At 72.6% G+C, this 21,115-nt stretch carries 20 protein-coding genes; 14 read left to right on the top strand and 6 right to left on the bottom strand.

From position 1 onward, the window contains the following. The first annotated feature begins 52 nt into the window (after positions 1-52). The 4 genes from ACFVYS_RS40370 to ACFVYS_RS40385 all read left to right on the top strand — a co-directional run bounded on the left by ACFVYS_RS40370 (position 53) and on the right by ACFVYS_RS40385 (position 3,912). Complete coding sequence (locus ACFVYS_RS40370) at positions 53-925, top strand: slipin family protein (RefSeq protein WP_389510407.1); 873 nt, start codon at positions 53-55, stop codon at positions 923-925. A 90-nt stretch (positions 926-1,015) separates the two neighbouring features. After that, a complete protein-coding gene (locus ACFVYS_RS40375) occupies positions 1,016-2,389 on the top strand; it encodes an alkaline phosphatase PhoX (RefSeq protein WP_389510409.1) in 1,374 nt (457 codons plus the stop codon). 342 nt (positions 2,390-2,731) lie between these two features. Then, positions 2,732-3,586 (top strand): polysaccharide deacetylase family protein, encoded by an 855-nt coding sequence (locus ACFVYS_RS40380; protein WP_389510411.1) that lies wholly within the window; start codon positions 2,732-2,734, stop codon positions 3,584-3,586. 137 nt (positions 3,587-3,723) lie between these two features. Continuing rightward, complete coding sequence (locus ACFVYS_RS40385; RefSeq protein WP_389510413.1) at positions 3,724-3,912, top strand: hypothetical protein; 189 nt, start codon at positions 3,724-3,726, stop codon at positions 3,910-3,912. A gap of 368 nt (positions 3,913-4,280) precedes the next feature. Here ACFVYS_RS40385 and ACFVYS_RS40390 read toward each other — a convergent pair whose 3' ends face one another. Then, complete coding sequence (locus tag ACFVYS_RS40390) at positions 4,281-4,967, bottom strand: ABC transporter (protein ID WP_389510415.1); 687 nt, start codon at positions 4,965-4,967, stop codon at positions 4,281-4,283. Beyond that, positions 4,964-5,824: an ATP-binding cassette domain-containing protein gene (locus ACFVYS_RS40395; protein ID WP_389510417.1), complete on the bottom strand. Its 861-nt coding sequence runs from the start codon at positions 5,822-5,824 to the stop codon at positions 4,964-4,966. Before ACFVYS_RS40395 ends, ACFVYS_RS40390 begins: the two co-directional genes overlap by 4 nt. Positions 5,825-5,881: 57 nt before the next feature. Between ACFVYS_RS40395 and ACFVYS_RS40400 the strand changes: the two genes are divergently transcribed. The 5 genes from ACFVYS_RS40400 to ACFVYS_RS40420 all read left to right on the top strand — a co-directional run bounded on the left by ACFVYS_RS40400 (position 5,882) and on the right by ACFVYS_RS40420 (position 11,959). After that, entirely contained in the window at positions 5,882-6,604 is a 723-nt protein-coding gene (locus ACFVYS_RS40400; RefSeq protein WP_362575849.1) for a peptidyl-tRNA hydrolase, read from the top strand. A 246-nt stretch (positions 6,605-6,850) separates the two neighbouring features. Beyond that, positions 6,851-8,266, top strand: coding sequence for a DUF692 domain-containing protein (locus ACFVYS_RS40405; RefSeq protein ID WP_389510418.1), 1,416 nt, complete (start codon positions 6,851-6,853; stop codon positions 8,264-8,266). Between the two features lie 271 nt (positions 8,267-8,537). Then, positions 8,538-9,314: a DUF4142 domain-containing protein gene (locus ACFVYS_RS40410; RefSeq protein ID WP_389510420.1), complete on the top strand. Its 777-nt coding sequence runs from the start codon at positions 8,538-8,540 to the stop codon at positions 9,312-9,314. 126 nt (positions 9,315-9,440) lie between these two features. Beyond that, on the top strand, positions 9,441-10,217 hold the full coding sequence (locus ACFVYS_RS40415) for a TIGR04222 domain-containing membrane protein (RefSeq protein WP_389510421.1): 777 nt from the start codon (positions 9,441-9,443) through the stop codon (positions 10,215-10,217). A 131-nt stretch (positions 10,218-10,348) separates the two neighbouring features. After that, a complete protein-coding gene (locus ACFVYS_RS40420) occupies positions 10,349-11,959 on the top strand; it encodes an alpha/beta hydrolase (RefSeq protein ID WP_389510423.1) in 1,611 nt (536 codons plus the stop codon). On the opposite strand, the gene hemQ is transcribed toward ACFVYS_RS40420, so the two are convergent. Together hemQ and hemG are read right to left on the bottom strand one after the other, a co-directional pair. Beyond that, the gene (hemQ, locus tag ACFVYS_RS40425) at positions 11,960-12,691 is read right to left on the bottom strand and encodes a hydrogen peroxide-dependent heme synthase (RefSeq protein WP_389510425.1); all 732 of its coding nucleotides are present in this window, start codon (positions 12,689-12,691) and stop codon (positions 11,960-11,962) included. A gap of 5 nt (positions 12,692-12,696) precedes the next feature. Continuing rightward, entirely contained in the window at positions 12,697-14,160 is a 1,464-nt protein-coding gene (hemG, locus tag ACFVYS_RS40430) for a protoporphyrinogen oxidase (protein ID WP_389510427.1), read from the bottom strand. 159 nt (positions 14,161-14,319) lie between these two features. Here hemG and ACFVYS_RS40435 point away from each other — a divergent pair, with 159 nt between their 5' ends. Both ACFVYS_RS40435 and ACFVYS_RS40440 read left to right on the top strand, forming a co-directional pair. Beyond that, positions 14,320-15,351, top strand: a complete 1,032-nt coding sequence (locus tag ACFVYS_RS40435) for a DUF4349 domain-containing protein (protein ID WP_389510429.1) — start codon at positions 14,320-14,322, stop codon at positions 15,349-15,351. Between the two features lie 27 nt (positions 15,352-15,378). Continuing rightward, a complete protein-coding gene (locus tag ACFVYS_RS40440) occupies positions 15,379-16,761 on the top strand; it encodes an FAD-dependent oxidoreductase (protein ID WP_389510431.1) in 1,383 nt (460 codons plus the stop codon). 167 nt (positions 16,762-16,928) lie between these two features. On the opposite strand, the gene ACFVYS_RS40445 is transcribed toward ACFVYS_RS40440, so the two are convergent. Beyond that, on the bottom strand, positions 16,929-17,198 hold the full coding sequence (locus tag ACFVYS_RS40445) for a hypothetical protein (RefSeq protein WP_028806059.1): 270 nt from the start codon (positions 17,196-17,198) through the stop codon (positions 16,929-16,931). A 125-nt stretch (positions 17,199-17,323) separates the two neighbouring features. Between ACFVYS_RS40445 and ACFVYS_RS40450 the strand changes: the two genes are divergently transcribed. Beyond that, complete coding sequence (locus ACFVYS_RS40450; protein WP_389510433.1) at positions 17,324-18,136, top strand: rhomboid family intramembrane serine protease; 813 nt, start codon at positions 17,324-17,326, stop codon at positions 18,134-18,136. A 6-nt stretch (positions 18,137-18,142) separates the two neighbouring features. On the opposite strand, the gene hemE is transcribed toward ACFVYS_RS40450, so the two are convergent. Further along, positions 18,143-19,210 (bottom strand): uroporphyrinogen decarboxylase, encoded by a 1,068-nt coding sequence (gene hemE / locus ACFVYS_RS40455; RefSeq protein ID WP_327185597.1) that lies wholly within the window; start codon positions 19,208-19,210, stop codon positions 18,143-18,145. 197 nt (positions 19,211-19,407) lie between these two features. Here hemE and ACFVYS_RS40460 point away from each other — a divergent pair, with 197 nt between their 5' ends. Both ACFVYS_RS40460 and ACFVYS_RS40465 read left to right on the top strand, forming a co-directional pair. Beyond that, complete coding sequence (locus tag ACFVYS_RS40460) at positions 19,408-20,076, top strand: DUF3000 domain-containing protein (protein ID WP_389510436.1); 669 nt, start codon at positions 19,408-19,410, stop codon at positions 20,074-20,076. Between the two features lie 242 nt (positions 20,077-20,318). Continuing rightward, positions 20,319-20,978: a response regulator transcription factor gene (locus ACFVYS_RS40465; RefSeq protein WP_020125228.1), complete on the top strand. Its 660-nt coding sequence runs from the start codon at positions 20,319-20,321 to the stop codon at positions 20,976-20,978. Positions 20,979-21,115 lie beyond the last annotated feature (137 nt).

Raw genomic sequence — 21,115 nt, forward strand, 5'->3', positions numbered from 1 at the left:
AGACAGAAGCAGACGGAAACGCTCTTACGGGCCTCTTGCCGAGGAGGTCGTCATGCTCCAGGAGCTGCTGGGCGCGGCCGCGGCGGTCGCCGCCGGAGGCCTTGTGTACCTCGGGGCGGCGGCGCGGGTCGTCAAGCAGTACGAACGCGGGGTCGTCCTCCGGCTCGGCCGGCTGCGCGGCGAGGTCCGCCCGCCGGGGTTCACCCTGGTGGTCCCGGCCGTGGACCGGCTGCGCAAGGTCAACATGCAGATCGTGACGATGCCCATCCCCGCCCAGGAGGGCATCACCCGCGACAACGTGACCGTGCGGGTCGACGCGGTGGTGTACTTCCGGGTGGTGGACGCCGCCGCCGCGATCATCAACGTCGAGGACTACCGCTTCGCCGTCTCGCAGATGGCCCAGACCTCACTGCGTTCGATCATCGGCAAGAGCGAGCTGGACGACCTGCTGTCGAACCGGGAGAAGCTCAACGAGGGCCTGGAGCTGATGATCGACAGCCCCGCCATCGGCTGGGGCGTGCAGATCGACCGGGTGGAGATCAAGGACGTGTCCCTGCCGGACACGATGAAGCGGTCGATGGCCCGGCAGGCCGAGGCCGACCGCGAGCGGCGGGCCCGGATCATCAACGCCGACGCCGAACTCCAGGCGTCGAAGAAGCTCGCCGAGGCGGCGAAGGAGATGTCCGAGCAGCCCGCCGCGCTCCAGCTGCGGCTGCTCCAGACGGTGGTGGCGGTCGCCGCCGAGAAGAACTCCACGCTGGTGCTGCCGTTCCCGGTGGAACTGCTGCGCTTCCTGGAAAAGGCCCAGCAACCGCTCCCACAACAGCCACAGCAAGGAGCACCGCACCCGTCGCCACAACAACCGCAGCAACAACCGCCGCTGCCGCCCGCACCGCCACCCTCCCCGAAGGATGTGGAGGAGTGACACGAGCTACGCGCGTGGTTCCCGGGGCGCACTCCGGGTGATAGACACAGCGGGATCACAGTTCCTGTCCGCCAGCAGGAAGGTTTTCCCATGTCTGCGACACGACGTCAGATCCTCGCCGGTACCGGTGCCCTGGGAGTGGGCGCGAGCATCGCGTTCACCGGCGCCCTCACCGATCTCTTCGCGGGCACCGCCGCCGCGCAGGGCCTCGGCCGCGACGGCTACGGCCCTCTCGTACCCGACAAGGACGGCCTGCTCGACCTTCCCGCGCACTTCCGCTACCGGGTGCTCTCCCGCGAGGGCGACCCGCTGCGCTCCGGCGAGGGCCCGGTGCCCTCGAACCACGACGGCATGACGGCCCTGCCCGGCCGGGGCGGTCGCGTCCACCTGGTCCGCAACCACGAGAACCGCCCCACGGCGAAGTTCGCCGTCCCCACGGTCGAAGGCCTGACCTACGACCCGGCGGGCAAGGGCGGCTGCACCGCCCTGACCCTGGACTCCCGGAACAACGTGCTCGCCGAGCGGGTGGCCATCGCCGGTACGGCCGTCAACTGCGCGGGCGGGCCCACCCCGTGGCACACCTGGCTGACCTGCGAGGAGACCGAGGACAAAGCCGGCACAAACGGTTACACAAAGGATCACGGCTTCATCTTCGAGGTCGACCCGTCCGACCCGCGCCGCAGCGGGGCCGTCCCGCTGACCGCGATGGGACGCTTCCAGCACGAGGCGATCGCCGTCGACCCGCGTCTCGGAATCGTTTACGAAACCGAGGACGCGTTTCTGGAGCCGTTCGGCCTTTTCTACCGCTTTCTCCCGAAGAAGCCGCTGGGCGGGGCGGGCTCGCTGCGCGCGGGCGGCCGCCTCCAGGCGATGCGTGTTCCCGGTGTTCCGGACCTGTCCTCGATCCAGGAGACGGGCGCCACCTTCGACGGCATCGAGTGGGTCGACGTACCGGACCCCCTCGCCGTCGAAACCCCGGTCCGTCTCCAGGACTTCGGCCCGAAGGGCATCACCCACGCCCAGAAGCTCGAGGGCTGTTACTGGGGCGGGCGGTGCGTGTACTTCGTGTCCTCGTTCGCGCGCGGCGCGGACGGCTCGGCGGCCGACCACTTCGGTCAGATCTGGCGGTACGACCCCAAGCTCCGCCGCCTCACCCTCGTCATCGTCTTCGGCCCGGACACGGACATCCAGCTCCCGGGCGAGTCACCGGACAACATCTGCCTGGCGCCCAGCGGCGGCCTGATGGTCTGCGAGGACGGCAACGGCGCCCAGCACGTCTTCGGCGTGACCAGGGGCGGCAAGGTGTACGCGATGGCGCGGGGCCGCCAGAACATCGGAACGCCGCAGGCCCCCGAGTGGGGCGAGTTCGCCGGCGTCACCTTCTCCCCCGACGGCGACACGATGTACGTCAACTGCTACACCCCAGGGACGACCTTCGCCGTCACGGGGCCCTGGCGGCGCTAGTCCGGATCCGCGAGTGGGGCCCCGCCACGGCGGGGCCCTGACCGGCGCGCCCGGCATCCGGCCCCCGGTGGGACAGCTCCCGGCGCAGCAGTTCCCGGCAGGGCAGCTGCCGGCGGGGCAGCTGCCGGCGGGGCAGTTCCAGGCGGGGCAGCTCCCGGCGGGCAGCTCCCGCCCCGCCAGACCCCGGGGTGACGTCACGGGAAACACCGGCGCGGCGAACATTCCGCGCTCCCGCCTGCCCGGGCGCCTCCCGGGGGGACCGAGAGCCCGGGCGGGTGACACGACCAGGGGCGCGGTCATATAACGCAACAAATGACAGCGCAATCCTCATAACTTCATACGATGATCCTTCCTGTACGCCACCTCGCCGCCCTCTGCGCTCTCGGGGTCTCACTCGCCCCCCTCACCGCATGCGGCACCCCTCACGCATCACATGCCGCACGTCCGCCCGCCCCCGCGCACGCTTCCCTCGCCCCCACCCGGCCCCCCACGCTGGCCCCCGGTCCGGCCGGCCTCACGCCCGTGTTCAGCAACGCGCCCCGCACCGCCGACAAGAGGATCGCCCTCACCTTCGACGCCGACATGACCGCCGACCAGGGAGCCCGCGCGGCGGCCGGCGAGCACTTCGACAACCCCGGGTTGATCGCGGCACTGCGCACGCTGAAGGTACCGGCCACCGTGTTCATGACCGGCCGCTGGGCCGAGGAGTACCCGGACCAGGCCCGCTCCCTCGGCCACGACCCCCGCTTCGAGGTCGCCAACCACTCCTACAGCCACTACGCCTTCACCGACGACTGCTACGGCCTGCCGACCGTCCCCGAGGACAGGATGCGCGCGGACGTGGAACGGGCGTTCACGGCCTTCCGCAAGGCCGGGGTGCCGAACGCGATGCCTTACTTCCGTTTCCCCGGCGGCTGTTACGACCGGCGGGCGCTGCGCGCGGTGAGCGGCATGGGCGTGACCGCGGTGCAGTGGGACGTGGTGAGCGGGGACGCGTTCGCGACCGACGCGGACGCGGTGGCCCGGCAGGTGCTGGAGGGGGTACGGCCCGGCTCCGTCGTCGTCATGCACTGCACACGCAGCGCCGCCCCGACGACCGAGCGGGCGGTGCGGACGATCGTCCCGGAGCTGCGCCGTCAGGGGTACCAGTTCGTGAAGGTGTCCGAACTGATCGGGGCGGCGAGCGGACGACGGTGAACCCCCGTACGCCCAACCGACCCGACCCGACCCGACCCGACCCAACCCGACCCCGCAGGCCGCCTGGACGCCGCGCGCACCTCGCACGTCGCGACCTGCGGCTCGTACGCCGTCATCGCCTTACGTACGCTGGAGGGATGAGCGACGACGGTGACCGGGAGTACTGCCTGATTGACGCGACCACGCCGCCCAGGGCCGACAGGCCGCCGTACGCGGAGTGCGTGCTGTGCCGGAAGCCGACGGAGTATCCGGAGTCGTACAAGGGGATCACGCTGTGCCCGGTGTGCGAGTGGCAGGAGGCGCAGCGGACTGCGTGCTCGGGGTAACCGGTTGCCCGGAGTGCCCGGTTGCTCTCGCGGTAACCGTTTGCTCGCGATGCCCGTTCGCTCCCCACAACCGGTTACTTTCCGGGCGGGTAACCGGGTGCTTGGCCGCAGAGTAACCGGTGGCTGGTGGGTCGGCGTCGACGAGCGCCCCGTCGCTGTTTCGAGATCGCTTACCGGCGCGTGATCGCCTCACGGACGCGTAATCGGTTACCGGCGCGTGGTCCTCTCATCGACACGTAATCGGTTACCAGCGCCCATTCGCTCGCTGGCCCCCGCAATCGGTTACCAGGGCATCTCACCGGCTCGCGTTCGTTTGCCGCTACGCAAGCCGAGTAACCGCTTCCGCAACAACCTCCCCTCCCCTCCCCTCACGGCGATTCTCCTCCCGGCGATCGACGTGACGTAAGCGCGCACGCCACGGCCGTCGCTACCGCGCTCAGCAGGGCTGCCGCGGCCAAGGGCAGGAGCGGCACGTGGACGGTCGCCGACTGGGAGCCGCTGACCAGGCCGCTCACCGCCGCCTGCGCCGGGGAACCGGTTACCACCAGCGCCAGCAGTGCCGCCAGCAGCAGTGCGGGGACCGCGCGGCCGGGCGAGCGCAGCACGGGCCAGGCGGTGAGCGCGCCCACGGCCGCGCCGAGCAGCGCGCAGGTCAGGGTGGCGAGCAGTCCGGCGCCGGCGGCCTCCAGGACCGGAACCCGCTTGTCGTGGTCGCTGCCGACCGGATCGCTGATGAACGTGACCATCGCCGTCGCCGTCGTACCGAGCACGACGGCCGTGGTCAGCGCGACCAGGACACAGGCCAGGTGTGCCCGCCCGGGCCCGACCGCCGCCGCGACGACGGTGCGGGCGGCCGGGGGCTCGTTGGTGACGCAGATCCGTACCAGCCAGGCGGCGACGGGCAGCAGGAACGCCGCCGTGTAGCCGAGCGAGTCCAGCAGCGGCTGGCCTCCCTGCACCCCGACGCCCAGGAAGACCGCGTAGAGGAGGAACGGCGGCAGCCAGCGCTGCGAGCGCAGGAGCAGGGCGGTCTGATAGCGCAGCAGGGCGGTCATCGGTGGCGGCTCCCGTCCTGACGGACGCTCACCACGTGCCACGGCGGGCGGGCGGTCAGCAGGGCGCGGAGCAGGACGTCGGAGTGGGAGGCGGGGACGGTGAGCCGGTGGGTGCGGTCGGCCGTCTCCTCGGTGACGGTGGCCAGGCGGAGCGCTTCCGGTGGGAGCGGGGCGGTCGGGCCGTGCACCTCGATGGTCATGTGCGGGCCCTCGGGGGTGGTGGTCGGTTCCGCTGCGGTACGGCGGTGGAGGGTGCCGTCGCGGACCGTGTACTCGGCGTCCGCCCGGCCGGCGAGGCGGCGGGGGTCGTGGTCCACGAAGACGACGGCCGATCCGGCGGCGGTCCGTTCGGCGACGGCACGTTCGAGTTCGGCGCGTGCGTCGGTGTCGAGTCCGGTCCAGGCCTCGTCCAGGATCAGCAACTCCGGTTCGGCGAGGAGCGCTTGTGCCACGGCGACCTTCTGGCTGCTGCCCTTGGAGAGGCGGCCCATCGGGGTGTGGGCGTGTGCGGTGGCGCCGAAACGGTCCAGCCAGTCGCCCGCGGCGCGCTCGGCCGCCGTTCGGGACAGCCCGTGGACCGCGCCGAGGTGGGTGAGGTAGCCGAGGGCGGTGAAGGGGAGGGCGGCGGGGAAACGTTCGGGAACGTAGGCGGTTCGGAGGGCGCCGGTGACCTTGCCCTCGGTCGGGGCGTCGATGCGGGCGAGCAGGCGGAGCAGGGTGGACTTCCCGGTGCCGTTGGGGCCCTCGATGCGGGTGAGAGCGGCGGGGGCCGGGTGCAGGTGCACGTCGCGGAACACCCAGGGGCCGCGCACGCCGTAGCGGCGGCCCACGGCCTCCAGCCGTAGCTCACGTGGCATGCGGACCGTCCTTTCACTCGCGGTCGCAGGGATCTTCCACCTGGCAGACTGGAGGACGTGACCAGTGATCCGGCCGTTCCCGGCGACAGCCCCTTCCGTTCCGAGCGTTCGACCCGGGACGAGGCTCCGCAGTTCGTCCTGCCTTTGGTGGTCCGTATCGAGCGTGCCGACCCGCCGGCGCGCACGGACGCGCTGGAGACTGCCGCGCGTGCCGTACTGACACTCCTCGCCGACGAGCGGGCACTGGGCGAGGGCGAGTGGGCGGCGGACGTGCGTGACTGGCAGGACGCCCGGATCCGCAAGGTGGTGCGGCGGGCGCGGGGCGCCGAGTGGCGGCGGGCGGAGGCGCTGCCCGGCATCACGGTCACGGGCAAGGCGGCGGAAGTAAGGGTTTTCCCGCCTGTTCCGCTGGACGGCTGGCCCAAGGACCTCGCGAAGCTCCAGGTTTCCGGAACCGATCTCGAGGATCCGGAACCGCCGGTCGACATCGACCCGACGGCTCCGGTGATCTGGCAGAACCCGGAGGTCGGCATGTCCGCGGGCAAGGCGATGGCGCAGGCCGGACACGGCGCGCAGCTCGCCTGGTGGGAGCTGTCGGACGCGGAGCGGACCGCATGGCGCGAGGCGGGTTTTCCGCTCGCCGTGCGGACCGCGGATCCCCGACGGTGGCGTGAGCTGACGGAGAGCGGGCTGCCGTTGGTGCGGGACGCCGGGTTCACCGAGATCGCGCCGGGCAGTTGCACGGTGGTCGCCGACCACCCGGCCCTGCGGGCCCGCTAGTCCGGTACCCCGTACCCCGTACCCGGTAGCTCACCGCAGCCCGGAGCCCCGGAGCTCACCGCAGCCCACCGCCCCGTCTGCCGACGCCCCCGCGTCTCCCCGGCCTCCGCCCCTCCGGCCTCCGCCCCTCCGGCCTCCGGCCCGAACCTCAAATGTTGCTCTGAAGGAGGGTGGCGGGCGGTTCGGGAGTCGGTGGCGGGGCCATACCACCGTCACCACGCAGGGGGCACGAAGGAGGCGGGGACCATGAGGCGACTGGGGACGGGGATCGGCTGGCGGCCGGAGATCGCGGACGCCGTGGAGCGCATGCCGGGCATCGACTGGGTCGAGGCCGTCGCCGAGAACGTGTGCCCCGGGCACCTGCCCGACTCGCTGCTCCGGCTGCGCGAGCGCGGGGTCACCGTGATCCCGCACGGCGTCTCGCTCGGGCTGGGCGATGCGGAGCGGCCCGACGCGGGACGACTGGCCGCGCTCGCCGAGCGGGCCGAGGCATTGGGTTCGCCGCTGGTCACCGAGCACATCGCGTTCGTCCGCGCGGGCGGCCCCCTGACGGCGTCCCCGCGGCTCGAGGCCGGACATCTGCTGCCGGTGCCGCGTACCCGCGACGCCCTCGATGTGCTGTGCGAGAACGTGCGCATCGCGCAGGACGCGCTGCCCGTGCCGCTCGCCGTCGAGAACATCGCCGCGCTCATCGCGTGGCCCGGTGAGGAGATGACCGAGGGACAGTTCCTGTACGAGCTGGCCGACCGCACGGGCGTACGGCTGCTCATCGACGTGGCCAACCTGCACACCAACCACGTCAACCGGGGCGAGGACCCGGCCAAGGCGCTCGCCGAACTGCCCCTGGAAGCCATCGCCTACGTCCATGTAGCAGGCGGTTTCGAGCGGGACGGCGTCTGGCACGACAGTCACGCCCACCCGGTGCCCCGGCCGGTCCTCGACATCCTCACCGATCTCGCCTCCCGGGTGTCACCGCCGGGGGTGCTGCTGGAGCGGGACGAAAACTTCCCCGAACCGGCCGAACTGGAGCGGGAGTTGGGCACGATCAGGGCCGCCGTCGAAGCCGGCGAGCAGGAGGCCGCCCTCGCGCGAGCTTCTTCGACCACGGGCAAGCACGGCGCGACGAAGACGGCAACGGGGGCCGGGACCGGGACCGGGACGAGCACCGGGGTCGAGATCGGGACCAAGACCGCGACCGGGGACGATTTCGCCCCGCCCACCTCCGAGCCGGGCCCGACCGCGCTCGACGAGGACACTCGTCAGCGCCTCGGCCTCGCGCAGGCGGCGTTGCTGTCCGCCCTGGTCGCCGGGACGCCGGTCCCCGAGGGGTTCGACCGGGTGCGACTCGGCGTGCAGGCCCGGGCGCTGGCGGCGAAGCGGGCGGACGTGGTGGCGAAGGTGGCTCCGGAGCTGCCGCTGATTCTCGGAAACGGTTACCGCACCGCGTTCATCGCCTACGCCCAAGGCCACCCGATGCACGGCGGCTACCGGCAGGACGCCCTCGATTTCGCCGAGGAGACGCTCCTGGGAGGACGGCTGACGGAGGGCCGGGCCCGCCGCGAACTGCGGCGCTGGTGGCTGGACCGCTCGGGCCCCGCACCCAGACCGAAGTCACGGCTGGGACAGGTGGGACGAGTGGGGCGGACGTTGATCCGACGGTGAGGAACCCGGGCCGTGGGCCGCCCGGATGTGCCGGGTTTAACACCCCACGGCCCGCAACGCGCACCGAAACCGTTCCCGCACCGCTCCTGCGCCGTTTTCATATCTTTTCTCCCGTTCTGGAGCCCAGTCCGTTCCTCCCCTTTCGCCCACCATAGCCCCGTTGTAACCGTTTGCCCCCGTACGGCAGTTGGCAGCGCAGGCGCAGTAATATGCCAGCCAGTCCAGCAACCGAAGCGCACTAGCGTGCAGTGCCGCGAGCAGGAGGCACCCCATGCGGCCGCGACCCCCCGTCCAGGGCAGAGGCATCTTCAGCGGAACCGGGCTCATCATCACGGGCCTGGCGGCGACCCTGGCGGCGCTGGTCTTCCCGATCTGGTCGTACGCCGACCGGTCGGGCACCGGAGTGGACGTACTGAACGCGCAGACGGTGTCGACGCAGTACGGGCCGTTGTCCGCGCTGGACCGGGAGTTCGTCACGAAGGTCCGGCTGGCGGGGCTGTGGGAGCTGCCCGCCGGTCAGCAGGCGCAGTCCAAGGGCACGACCGAGGCCGTACGGACGGCGGGCCGGCACCTGGTCGAGGGGCACACCTTCCTGGACGAGCGGGTGCGCACCGTCGCCTCCCAGCTGGGTCTGGCGCTGCCGAACGAGCCCAACGAGCAGCAGCAGGGCTGGCTGAGCGAGCTCGACGCGGCGCAGGGCCGGCAGTACGACTGGAAGTTCGCCAACATCCTGCGTCTCGCGCACGGACGGGTGTTCTCCGTCGTCGCCCAGGTGCGGGCCAGTACCCGCAACTCGCTGGTACGCGAGCTCGCTGACGACGCCAACACCACCGTGCTGGACCACATCAAGATCCTGGAGGCCACCGGGTTCGTCGACTTCGACGCCCTCGCCCGGGACATGGCCGCCGGCAGCACGCCGCCGATCACCCGCTCCCCCGGCCCGCCGGGCCCGACGGCCGACCCCGGGTCCGCCGTGCCGGTGGCACCCTCGGCGCATCCCACCTATACGCTCCCGCCGGCCGCGGCCAGCCCGCCGCCCGGCGGCTGACACCGGTTGCGAGACCGTTTTCCGAGGACCGGGCGAGGCAAGCGGAACGTCACAGACCCACAACGCTCGGTCCGGATGGTGAACAGGGCATGGTGTTTCTCGGTGCGGATGGCATAGAAACGCGGCATGGTCTGGGTGCTTCTCCTGCTGCTGGCATGGGCCGTCGCGGGTGCGGCGTGCACACGGCTGTGCCTGGCCGCCGTACGAGCGGCCGCCGTCGACGAGAACGCGGGCCGGGGGCATGATCTGACGCTCTACGAGGCGGCCTTCCTGTCCGGTGGTCCGGGCAGGGTCGCCGACCTGACCATGGTCTCCATGGCGCGGCAGCGGCGGCTGGTGCTCGCCCGCACGGGATGGGCGACCGTGGTGGACCCGCGCGGGCGGGACGAGATGGAGCGGTCGGTCATAGGGGCCATCGGGCCCGAGGGACAGTCCCGTATCGCCCCGGCGCGGGCTGCCGCGGCCGCCGCGGACGCGGTGGGCGGGCTCGCCGACCGGTTGGTCCGGGCCGGTCTCGCGGTGCCCGACGGGGCCCGCACGACGGTCGCGGCCGGGGTGCGGCAGGTACGGGCCGCAGCCGTGGCCGTTCTCGCGCTGGGCGCCATCGCACTGCTGGTGCCCGCCACCCCGGACATGCCCCGCAACCTCGTCGCGCTCTGGTTCGCGCTGCCCCTGGCGCTCACGCTGAGCTGCCTCGCCATCGCGCGGGTGGAGGTGCATCCGTACTCGCGCTGGGCCTCCCCGGCCGGGCAGCGGCTGCTGGGCGCGCTGGCGCGGCGCACCGGCGGCACGGGGGACGACCGTACCTATCTGACCTCCGTCGCCGTACGCGGGATCCGCGCGGTGGGCGAGCCGGACCTGCGGGCGGCCTTCGCTCATCGTGAGCAGTACGGGCGGGACTGAGGCAGGGCGCGCTCGACCACCGGGGGGCGCACAAGGGGCATTGGCGCCGACACCCGCCGATGGTGCTTGCCTTCCCCCACGGTCGAACCAACCATCCCTTTTGTCGCCGCCGTGCACCGAAGGGACACCCGATGAGAGCCGCCGCCCTCCACTCGGCCGCAGGAGCCCTCCTGCTGACCGCCCTCTCCACCGTCCCGGCGGGCGGCGCCCCGAACACCGGCGGCCTGTCCGGCTCGCCCGGTGTCGCGCTGACCGCCGCCCGGGCCGCGGCGAAGGGCGTCGACTTCGGCAAGTGCTCCGAGGCGCAGGACCTGCCCGGCAGCATGCAGTGCGGCACGGTCTCCGTCCCGCTCGACTACGCGGCCCCGAACGGCAAGCAGATCGAGCTCACCGTCAGCCGGGTGCGGGCCACCCACCGGGACCCGCACAACAGCAAGCGCCGGGTGCCCCGGCAGGGCGCGCTGGTCTTCAACCCGGGCGGTCCCGGCGGCTCGGGCCTGTACTTCCCGCTGATCGGGCTGCTGCCGGAGTGGAAGCGCATCGGGGCGGCCTACGACCTCGTGGGCTACGAGCCGCGCGGGGTCGGCCGTTCGGCGCCGCTGTCCTGCCAGGATCCCAAGCGCTTCTTCAAGGGCCCCGCCCCCGCCCCGGACCACCCCTCGGAGTCGTACAAGCGGGAGCGCATCGCGCAGGCGAAGGCGTACGCGCAGGGCTGTGCGAAACGGTCGGGCAGCGCCCTGCGGCACTACAACTCGCTCAACAACGCCCGCGACCTGGACGTGCTGCGCGCCGCGCTCGGCGAGGAGCGGCTGACGTTCATGGGGGCGTCGTACGGCACCTACTTCGGTGCGGTCTACGCGACGCTGTTCCCCTCCCACGTGCGGCGGATGGTGTTCGACGCGGCCGTGAACCCGGACCCGGAGCAGATCTGGTACCGCAACAATCTCGACCAGTCGGCGGCGTTCGAGAGCCGCTGGACGGACTTCCGGGAGTGGATCGCGCGGCACGACGACGTGTACGGCCTGGGCGGCACGGCGGACGCGGTGCTGACCAGCTACGAGCGGGCGCGCGCCCGGCTGGCCGCGGAGCCGGCCGGCGGGAAGGTGGGGCCGGGGCAGCTCCAGGGCGCGTTCCTCCAGGCCGGGTACTACGACGACTACTGGCCCGCCCGGGCGCAGGCGCTGTCGGAGTACCTGAAGGGTGATCCGAAGCAGCTGATCGCGCAGGCCGGGCCGGTGCGGGAGGCCGCCGCGGAGGCGGAGAACGCCAATGCCGTGTACACGGCCGTGGAGTGCAACGACGCGCCCTGGCCGACGGACTGGAGGGTCTGGGACCGCGACAACACGCGGCTGGCGCGCGTCGCGCCGTTCGAGACGTGGGACAACGTGTGGGCGAACCTGCCGTGCGCGTACTGGCCGGCGCCCCGGCAGCAGCCGGTCGACGTGCGGACCGGTCCGGGGGAGCTGCCGCCGACGCTGATCCTGGCCTCCGAACGGGACGCCGCCGCGCCCTACGCCGGGGCGCTGGAGATGCACCGGCGGCTGACGGGCTCGGTGCTGGTGACCGAGCGGGACGCCGGCACGCACGGCATCGCGGGCGGCCCCAACCGGTGCGTCAACGGCCACCTGGAGGCGTACCTGCTGGAGGGCAGGCTCCCGGTGCGGCGCGCGGCCTGCGCACCGCACCCGGAACCCGAGCCGGCGGTCGCTCCCGCGCAGCGCGCCGCCCGGCCGGGGCGCTGATCAGGCGAGGCCCGCGACCAGCTCCGTGAGGTCCTTGCGGCGGCCCGTGTAGAACGGGACCTCCTCGCGGACGTGCATACGGGCCTCCGAGGCGCGCAGGTGGCGCATGAGGTCGACGATGCGGTACAGCTCGTCGGCCTCGAAGGCCAGGAGCCACTCGTAGTCGCCCAGCGAGAACGAGGCGACGGTGTTGGCGCGGACGTCCGGGTAGCCGCGGGCCATCTTGCCGTGGTCGGCGAGCATGCGGCGACGGTCCTCGTCGGGCAGCAGGTACCAGTCGTAGGAGCGCACGAAGGGGTAGACGCTCACGTAGTTGCGGGGTGTCTCGTCGGCGAGGAACGCCGGGATGTGCGAGCGGTTGAACTCGGCGGGGCGGTGCAGCGCCATGTTCGACCAGACCGGCTCCAGAGCGCGGCCCAGCTTCGTACGGCGGAAGAGGTTGTACGCCTCCTGGAGCTGGTCGGCGGTCTCGGCGTGCCACCAGATCATGACGTCGGCGTCGGCGCGCAGGCCGGACACGTCGTAGGTGCCGCGGATCGTCACGTCCTTGGCGGCGAGCTGGTCGAACAGCTCCTGGACCTCGTCGGCGTAACCCGCGCGGTCCTCGGGCAGCACGTCCTTCAGCTTGAAGACGGACCACAGCGTGTAGCGGATGACCTCGTTGAGGTCCTTGGCCAGCTTGCCCTTGTTCGGGACCCTGCCGGACTCGGTGGTGGGGGCGTCGTCACTCATGGCATTCATTCTCCCGCTCCGCCGTGCAGACTCTGCACCGGGTGGGCCGCGAGCTCCCGTGCGGCGCTCAGGTCACCGCCCAGTTGGTCGACCGCCGCGTACGCGCTCGCGATGCAGGCCGGGATGCCCACGCCGTCGTACGGGGCGCCGCAGACCGCGAGGCCGGGGAGCTCGGCGACGTGCTCGCGGATGCGGGCCACGCGCGCGTGGTGGCCGACCGGGTACTGCGGCAGGCCGTCCGTCCAGCGGGTGACGCGGGTTTCCAGAGGCGTCGCGTCCAGGCCCGTGGCCGCGCGCAGGTCGTGCCGGGAGACATCGACCAGGTCGGCGTCCTCGCGACCCAGGATCTCCGTCTCGCGGTACCGCCCCACGGAGGTGCGCAGCACGACCGTGTCCGGGTCCTCGTCGGCGATCCAGCCCCACTTCCGGGAGGAGAAGGTGGACGCCTTGATGGTGCGTCCGTCGACCGGCGGGACGAGGAAACCGCTCCCGTCGGGCAGGGCGTCGGCGGTGTCGGCGTGCCGGTAGGCGAGGCTGACCAGAGCCATGGAGGCGTACTCCACCGTGCGCAGTGCGGCGGCGGCCCCGGGGGACTCGGCGGCCAGCAGCGCGGCGGCGGCCGGCGCGGGCACGGCGACGACCACGGCGTCGGCGGGCAGTACCCGCTCCCCCGCCGTGACGAGCCAGCCCCCGCCGGGTGCGCGGCGCAGTCCGGTCACGGGTACGCGCGTGTGGATCTCGCCGCCGCGCGCCCGCACGGACTCGGCGACCGCGAGCGGCAGGGAGCCCACCCCGCCCTCGAGACCCATGAACACCGGGCCGGTCTGCTGGTTGGCGGCGGCCTTCGCCTGGATCTCGCGGACGGCCTCCGTCAGCGAGGTGTGGGTGCGTGCCACCTGGTAGAGCTGCGGGACGGCGGAGCGCATCGAGATCCGGTAGGCGTCACCGGCGTACACCCCGCCGAGGAGCGGTTCGACGACGCGGTCGACGACCTCGCGGCCCAGGCGCGCCGCCACGTACTCCCCGACGGCCACGTCGTCCCCGACCTCGGTGCGGGGGAGGTCGGCGTCGCGCTCGATCCGGGCGAGCCCCTCGTCGGAGAGGACTCCGGCGAGGGCGGTCGCCGTGCCGGGCACGCCCATGACGTGGCCCTTGGGCATGGGGCGCAGCGCGCCGCGGGTCCAGATCGAGGCCGTCGCGGTGGCCGGCGGCTGGAGGCGGTCGGAGAGGCCCACCTCGCGCGCGAGGGCGATCGCCTCGGGCCGGCGGGCGAGCATCGACTCGGCGCCGAAGTCCACGCGCACGCCCGCGATCTCGCCGGGCAGCAGTTTGCCTCCCACCCGGTCGGAGGCCTCGAGGACGGTGACCCGCGCCCCGCGCCGCAGCAGCCGGTGGGCGGCGGCCAGCCCGGCGATCCCGGCTCCGACGACGATGACGCGCTGCCCCGTGCCCGTACCCGTTGAGCTCATGCGTCCACTCTCTCAGACCCCACTGACACCCCCGTCGCGGCCCGGTGTCCTCCCCGCGTCCCGACCGTGACCTGTTCGGAACCGATCCGCGCCAACGTCCCGGCCCGCCCGGGCGTCGAAGGAGCGTCAAAGTCGTCACCATCTCGGGGGTAGACCCACATGCGCACACGACGTTCCGCAGGACGCTCCGTACGGCGTTCCGCACGGCCCTCCCACGCCCTGGCCGGGATCCTGCTGGCCGCGGCCCTCGCACTCACCGGATGCAGCGGCGCCGCCGACTCGGGCGCGGACAGCACGGCCGACAAGGCCGCCGCCGGGGAGGCCGGCGCCGGTGACGTGGACGCCGCGCAGGACGCGAAGGAGGGCGCGGGCGCGAGCGGTTCGAAGGCCACCTCGGCACCCGACCTCACCGTCAACCGCATCATCCGCACCGCCTCCCTGACCGTGCAGGTCAAGGACGTGCCGAAGGCCCTGGACGAGGCTCGCGCGACCACCGAGAACGCGGGCGGCTACATCGGCGACGAGACGACCGTCCGGGACGAGGACGGCGCCGAGCGGACCAGGGTGGTGCTGCGGGTGCCCGTCGAGAAGTACGACGACGTCCTCGCCGCCCTGCAGGGCGCGGGCAAGCTCCTGGAGCGCACGGCGAAGGCGCAGGACGTCACCGACCAGGTCGTCGACGTCGAGAGCCGCATCACCTCGCAGCGAGCCAGCGTCGCCCGGGTCCGCGAGCTGATGGACCGGGCCACCAAGCTGAGCGACGTGGTCACCCTGGAGGGCGAGTTGAGCAGCCGGGAGTCCGACCTGGAGGCGCTGCTCGCCCAGCAGGCGTCCCTGAAGGACCGCACGAGCCTGGCGACCGTCACGCTGACCCTCTCGGAGAAGCCGGTCGTCCCGGCCGCCGAGGACGACGATCCCGGGTTCGTGGACGCGCTGGCGGGCGGCTGGGACGCGTTCGTGACGATGCTGCGCTGGATCGCCGTCGTGTTCGGCGCGGCGCTGCCGTTCCTCGCGGTGGGCGTCCTGCTCGTGCTGGCGTGGCTGCGACTGGTGCGACCGCGCCGCAGGGCGGCCGAGGCGAACTGGGCCCGGTTGAGCGTCCCCGGGCAGACCGGGGGCGCGCCGGCGGAGGCCGGGCAGACCGGGGCAGGGCAGACCGGGGCCGGGGCGGGCGAGCCTGAGCAGCGCTGAACTGGGAGTCCCCCGTAGCGTGTTCGTATGAGCATCGAGCGACTGGTGGTGATCGGCGGGGACGCCGCGGGCATGTCCGCGGCGTCCCAGGCCCGCCGTCTGAAGGGGCCCGGAGAGCTGGAGATCGTGGCCTTCGAGCGCGGCCACTTCACGTCCTACTCCGCGTGCGGCATCCCGTACTGGGTGGGCGGTGACGTCACCGAGCGGGACGATCTGATCGCCCGCACGCCCGAGGAACACCGCGCGCGGGGGATCGATCTGCGGCTGCGTACGGAGGTCATGGAGATCGACGTCGCGGGGCGGCGGGTACGCGCGCGTGCGCTGGATTCCGGGGCGGAGTCCTGGACGTCGTACGACAAGCTCGTGATCGCCACCGGGGCCCGCCCGATCCGGCCGGACCTGCCGGGCGTGGACGCGGAGGGCGTGCACGGCGTGCAGACCCTGGACGACGGGCAGGCCCTCATCGACACGCTGGCACGCGCGCGGGGGAAGCGGGCCGTGGTCGTAGGGGCGGGCTACATCGGCGTGGAGATGGCCGAGGCGCTCATCAAGCACGGCTACGAGGTGACGGTCGTCAACCGGGGCAGCGAGCCCATGTCGACCCTCGACCCGGACATGGGGCGGCTGGTGCGCCGGGCCATGGAGGGCCTGGGCATCACCATGGTGAACGACACCGAGGTCACCGCACTGCGCACCGCCGAGGACGGTCACGTGCGGGCGGTGGTCACCGAGGACGCCGAGTATCCGGCGGACGTGGTGGTGCTGGGCATCGGGGTCCGCCCCGAGACCGGGCTCGCGAAGGCCGCGGGCCTGCCCCTGGGCCCGCACGGCGGGCTCCTCACGGACCTGGCGATGCGGGTGCGCGGGCCCCTCGCCGACGGGACGGTCTGGGCCGGCGGCGACTGCGTCGAGGTCCGGGACCTGGTCTCCGGCCAGGAGCGCCACATCGCCCTGGGCACCCATGCGAACAAGCACGGCCAGGTCATCGGCACCAACGTCGGGGGCGGGTACGCCACGTTCCCCGGCGTGGTCGGTACGGCCGTCAGCAAGGTGTGCGATCTGGAGATCGCCCGCACCGGGCTCCGGGAGAAGGACGCCCGTCGCGTCGGCCTCCGGTACGAAGCGGTCACCATCGAGTCGACCAGCCGGGCCGGCTACTACCCCGGCGCCTCCCCCATGACGGTCAAGATGCTCGCCGAGCGACGGACGGGCCGCCTGCTGGGCCTGCAGATCGTCGGGCGGGAGGGCGCGGGCAAACGCGTCGACATCGCGGCGGTGGCGTTGACTGCCGGGATGACGGTGGAACAGATGACGGCCCTGGACCTCGGGTACGCGCCGCCGTTCTCACCGGTGTGGGATCCCGTACTGGTGGCGGCTAGGAAGGCGTCGGCGAAGGTTCGCGGCCGCTAGCCCGGCCCGGCGTCGGGGTGACCGGCCCGAGCGGCGCGGGGAGCCGCGCCACCGTCCCCCGCTCACCCGGCCCGGGCCTGGCGCACCCGGACCTCGCGCGTCCGGACCCCGTAAACGTTGCTCAAGCGGATCCCGCAATGTTCCTCAGGCGGACCCCGCAATGATTCTCAAGCGGTTCCGCTCAGTCGCGGCAGCGCGGAAACCGCCGCTGCGGCCGGCTGCTCGGCGGGCTTCGCGTGCGCCGCGGGTGCCGGCCGTGACCGCAGACGGCTGCTGACAGCCTCGTCCAGCGTCACCGGCCGCTGCATCTGCGCGGCGAGCCGCCCGGCCTCCTGGCCGAGCCGTGCCACGTCCTCCCAGGGGAGCCGGATCACCAGGGAGATCTCCGCCTCGCCGTCGGGAGTGGCGTGCATGGGGGGAGTAACTCGGTCGTTCATCGCCTGTTCCTCACGTCGTCCTCGCGGCCCGCCTTCCTCGTGCCGCGAGCAGTTGACGGTTCATACGCGCCCCTGGGGATTCCCGTTCACCGGTTCGTCGAACGGATCGGGGGCAGAACTTCCTTGTGGTCATCCCCGTCCATGACGTGAATCCCGTACGCCGCACGCCGGTGGTGACGTACGCCCTCATCGCGGCGAACGTCTTCGTCTTCCTGTTCATGCCCGGCCTGTCCGGCTCCACGGCGGGCGACAGCAGCCTGGCCCAGACGTGTCATCTGCACGCCTTTCTGGAGCACTACGCCGCCGTACCACGGGAGTTGATCCACCATCAGCTCCCCCAGCTCGTCCCCACCGGTGACGTACGCGGCGCGGGCTGTGCGCTGGCCCCGCCGGGCTACGACAAGTCGCCCGCGCTGAGCGTGCTGAGCGCGATGTTCCTGCACGGCGGCTGGCTGCACCTGTTGGGCAACATGCTGTTCCTGCTGATCTTCGGCAACAACATCGAGGACCGCATGGGGCACGTCCGCTTCGCCCTCTTCTACGGCGCCTGCGGCTACGCGGCGTCGTACGGTTTCGCCCTGCTCAACGCCGGCTCGACCGATCCGCTGATCGGTGCTTCGGGGGCGATCGCGGGGGTGCTCGGCGCCTACCTGGTGCTGTATCCGAAGGCCAGGGTGTGGGTGCTGGTGCCGTTTCTGGTGTTTCTGCCGCTGCGGCTGCCGGCCTGGCTGGTGCTGGGCTTCTGGTTCGTGCTCCAGGCGGTGTACTCCTCCGGGGAGGGCGTGTCCGGCGCCGGCACCGTGGCGTACGCGGCGCACGTCGTCGGCTTCCTGGCCGGCATGGTGCTCGCCTGGCCGCTCAAGCCGGGCACACCCCCGCCGCCGGAGCCGCGCGGTCTGCTGTTCGGCAGACGGGCGCGCCCCCGGCACAGCTGGTGAGAGGGGTCAGCGGGCGGTCTGCGTGTGGACGTACTCGACGAGCCGGGTGAGCGCGTCCGGGTCGGTGGACGGCATCACGCCGTGGCCGAGGTTGAAGACGTGGCCCTCGAGGCCGGCGGCCGTGTCGAGGACCTCGCGGGTCTTGGCCTCGACGGCCTCGGTGCCGGCGAACAGGACGGTCGGGTCGAGGTTGCCCTGGAGCGCCTTGCCGGGGCCGACCCGGCGGGCCGCCTCGTCGAGCGGGACGCGCCAGTCGACGCCGACGACGTCCGCCCCGGCCTCGCCCATCAGCCGAAGCAGCTCGCCGGTGCCGACCCCGAAGTGGATGCGCGGGACGCCGTACCCCTCGACCGCGCGGAAGACCTTCGCGGAGGCGGGCAGCACCGAGCGGCGGTAGTCGGTCGGGGCGAGCGCGCCGGCCCAGGAGTCGAAGAGCTGTACGGCGCTGGCGCCGGCCTCGATCTGCACCTTCAGGAAGGCGGAGGTGATCTCCGCGAGGCGGTCGAGCAGGTCGGCCCAGAGCTCGGGGTCGCCGTACATCATCGCCTTGGCGTTCTCGTACGTGCGGGACGGACCGCCCTCGACGAGGTAGCTCGCGAGGGTGAAAGGAGCGCCCGCGAAACCGATGAGGGGGGTGGCGCCGAGTTCGGCGGTCAGCAGGCCGATGGCCTCGGTGACGTAGGAGACGTCCTCGGGGGTGAGGTCGCGCAGCTGGGCGAGGTCGGCGCGGGTGCGGATCGGGCGCTCGACGACCGGGCCGACGCCCGGCTTGATGTCGAGGTCGATGCCGATGGCCTTGAGCGGGACGACGATGTCGCTGAAGTAGATCGCCGCGTCCACGTCGTGCCGGCGTACCGGCTGGAGGGTGATCTCGGTGACCAGCTCGGGCCGCATGCAGGACTCGAGCATCGGAACGCCCTCGCGGACCTTGCGGTACTCCGGCAGGGACCGCCCGGCCTGCCGCATGAACCACACGGGCGTGTGCGGCACCGGTTCACGCCTGCACGCCTTCAGGAAGGCACTGTCGTAGGTCGCTGTCGGCTTCCGGCCCGCCGGGCTCTCGTTCGCACTCACGACGGCAAGTCTCGCACGGCGCCGGAGGCCGTGAGGCCGCCCCCCGCCTCGCCCACGCCCTGCCCGCGCCCCGCCTCCGTGGGGTGCCTCGGCCGTGCGCGGCCCGTGCGCCTGTTCGCCCAGCGCGCACCCGTCCGCGAGCCCCGCACGGGTGTCTTGCCCTGCGCGAAGGCCCCGTTCCCCTTAATCTTCCCCGCATGGCTGCGGCTCAGGGACGACTGTCGGACGGCGCTGGCGGGATGGATGACGCGAACGAGGGGGACCCGGATGGGACCAGGTCGGCTCCACCGCCGTTCCGGGCGGCCGTCGACCAGCTGAGGGCGGCCCGGCTGCGGCCGCAGATCGAGGCGGAGCCGACACCGGCCCCGAAGCGGCTCGCCCCGTTCGCGTACGCGCTGGAGGCGACGGTCGTGGACGGCGACCAGGACCTGGCCGACGGCCGGCTGGTGCTGCTGCACGACCCGGCCGGGCACGACGCCTGGCGCGGAACGTTCCGGCTGGTGACCCTCGTCCGGGCCGAACTGGAGGCGGAGATGGCCGCGGACCCGCTGCTGCCGGAGGTGTGCTGGTCGTGGCTGACCGGCGCGCTGCAGGCGCGCGGGCTGACGTACGGCGAGCCGAGCGGGACCGTCACGCGCGCGAGTTCGCACTACTTCGGCGGGCTGGCGGAGCGCCCGGCGACCTCCCAGATCGAGATCAGGGCCTCCTGGACCCCGCGCGAGGGGCTGGGCGGGGTCCCGGAGGCGGGGGCGCACCTGGCGTCCTGGTGCGATCTGCTGGCGCAGGTGGCGGGGCTGCCGCCGGCCGGTCCGGGGGACGCGTCGGTGGTGACGCTGCCGCAGCGCAGGGGGCCCCAGTCACGTTGACCATCTCTTTGTCGATACGGCCATTTTCGATCCCGTAAGACACCCACTTAAACCGACTCGATCTTCGGATGATCGATCGCGTGTCCGAATTGCACGTATTGTTACTCACTAGATCGTGATCATTCTCTAAAGGACCCCGGGTTCGCTGCCGAAGACGACTGTGACCTTGAAAGCACGGTTCGTCCCGGCTTCCTCCCCACAAGCCCCGCGAGCCGGCTCCCGTCCCCCACCCAGGAGGCCTGGTGTCCGTTCTCCTCGAGCAGCCCGCAAGCCTGGTCGCCTACCGCCCGAACAAGCCCACCGCCATGGTGGTCGTGGCCGACCCGCGCGTCCGCTCCACCGTCACCCGCCATCTGTGGGCGCTCGGTGTGCGCGACGTCATCGAGGCCTCGTCCATCGCGGAGGCTCGTCCCCGCATCGGCAACCCCCGCGACATCTGCGTCGCCGACGTCCACCTGCCCGACGGCTCCGGCCTCACCCTGCTGTCGGAGACCCGCGCCGCGGGCTGGCCCAACGGGCTCGCCCTCTCCGCCGCCGACGACATCGGCGCCGTCCGCAACGCCCTCGCGGGCGGTGTCAAGGGCTACGTCGTCACCGGCACCCGCACCAACCTCGGCCTCCCCAGCCGACCCGGTGCCGCCCCCATGGGCTCCGCCGCCCGTCTGCACCGCCGCCCCCCGGGTGCCCCGAGTCACCCGGGCGGCTACCGCGAGCTCTCCGGCCGCGAGGTCGAGGTGCTGCGACTGGTCGCGGAAGGCCAGTCCAACAAGGCGATCGGCGTCTCCATGGGACTGTCCGCGCTGACCGTCAAGAGCCACCTCGCCCGCATCGCCCGCAAACTCGGCACGGGCGACCGCGCCGGGATGGTCGCGGTGGCCCTGCGGACCGGCATCATCCACTGAGACCCACCCGGCACCCGGGGGTCTCCCCCGGTAACGCCCGTGACCCCCGGCCCGACTTCTCCCGTCTCTGCCCGGTTTCTTCCCGACCTCTTCCCCTTCGTTCACCGTCCTGACTGGTTTACGACCCTCCGGCGCCC

The organism is Streptomyces sp. NPDC058295 (assembly GCF_042880655.1).
GTDB classification, from domain to species: Bacteria; Actinomycetota; Actinomycetes; order Streptomycetales; family Streptomycetaceae; genus Streptomyces; species Streptomyces coriariae.

Bases quoted from the DNA above. Each gene is read 5' to 3' on its own strand.
- ACFVYS_RS40370 (WP_389510407.1), top strand. From the start codon at position 53: ATGCTCCAGGAGCTGCTGGGCGCGGCCGCGGCGGTCGCCGCCGGAGGC.
- ACFVYS_RS40375 (WP_389510409.1), top strand. From the start codon at position 1,016: ATGTCTGCGACACGACGTCAGATCCTCGCCGGTACCGGTGCCCTGGGA.
- ACFVYS_RS40380 (WP_389510411.1), top strand. From the start codon at position 2,732: ATGATCCTTCCTGTACGCCACCTCGCCGCCCTCTGCGCTCTCGGGGTC.
- ACFVYS_RS40385 (WP_389510413.1), top strand. From the start codon at position 3,724: ATGAGCGACGACGGTGACCGGGAGTACTGCCTGATTGACGCGACCACG.
- ACFVYS_RS40390 (WP_389510415.1), bottom strand. From the start codon at position 4,967: ATGACCGCCCTGCTGCGCTATCAGACCGCCCTGCTCCTGCGCTCGCAG.
- ACFVYS_RS40395 (WP_389510417.1), bottom strand. From the start codon at position 5,824: ATGCCACGTGAGCTACGGCTGGAGGCCGTGGGCCGCCGCTACGGCGTG.
- ACFVYS_RS40405 (WP_389510418.1), top strand. From the start codon at position 6,851: ATGAGGCGACTGGGGACGGGGATCGGCTGGCGGCCGGAGATCGCGGAC.
- ACFVYS_RS40410 (WP_389510420.1), top strand. From the start codon at position 8,538: ATGCGGCCGCGACCCCCCGTCCAGGGCAGAGGCATCTTCAGCGGAACC.
- ACFVYS_RS40415 (WP_389510421.1), top strand. From the start codon at position 9,441: ATGGTCTGGGTGCTTCTCCTGCTGCTGGCATGGGCCGTCGCGGGTGCG.
- ACFVYS_RS40420 (WP_389510423.1), top strand. From the start codon at position 10,349: ATGAGAGCCGCCGCCCTCCACTCGGCCGCAGGAGCCCTCCTGCTGACC.
- hemQ (WP_389510425.1), bottom strand. From the start codon at position 12,691: ATGAGTGACGACGCCCCCACCACCGAGTCCGGCAGGGTCCCGAACAAG.
- hemG (WP_389510427.1), bottom strand. From the start codon at position 14,160: ATGAGCTCAACGGGTACGGGCACGGGGCAGCGCGTCATCGTCGTCGGA.
- ACFVYS_RS40435 (WP_389510429.1), top strand. From the start codon at position 14,320: ATGCGCACACGACGTTCCGCAGGACGCTCCGTACGGCGTTCCGCACGG.
- ACFVYS_RS40440 (WP_389510431.1), top strand. From the start codon at position 15,379: ATGAGCATCGAGCGACTGGTGGTGATCGGCGGGGACGCCGCGGGCATG.
- ACFVYS_RS40445 (WP_028806059.1), bottom strand. From the start codon at position 17,198: ATGAACGACCGAGTTACTCCCCCCATGCACGCCACTCCCGACGGCGAG.
- ACFVYS_RS40460 (WP_389510436.1), top strand. From the start codon at position 19,408: ATGGCTGCGGCTCAGGGACGACTGTCGGACGGCGCTGGCGGGATGGAT.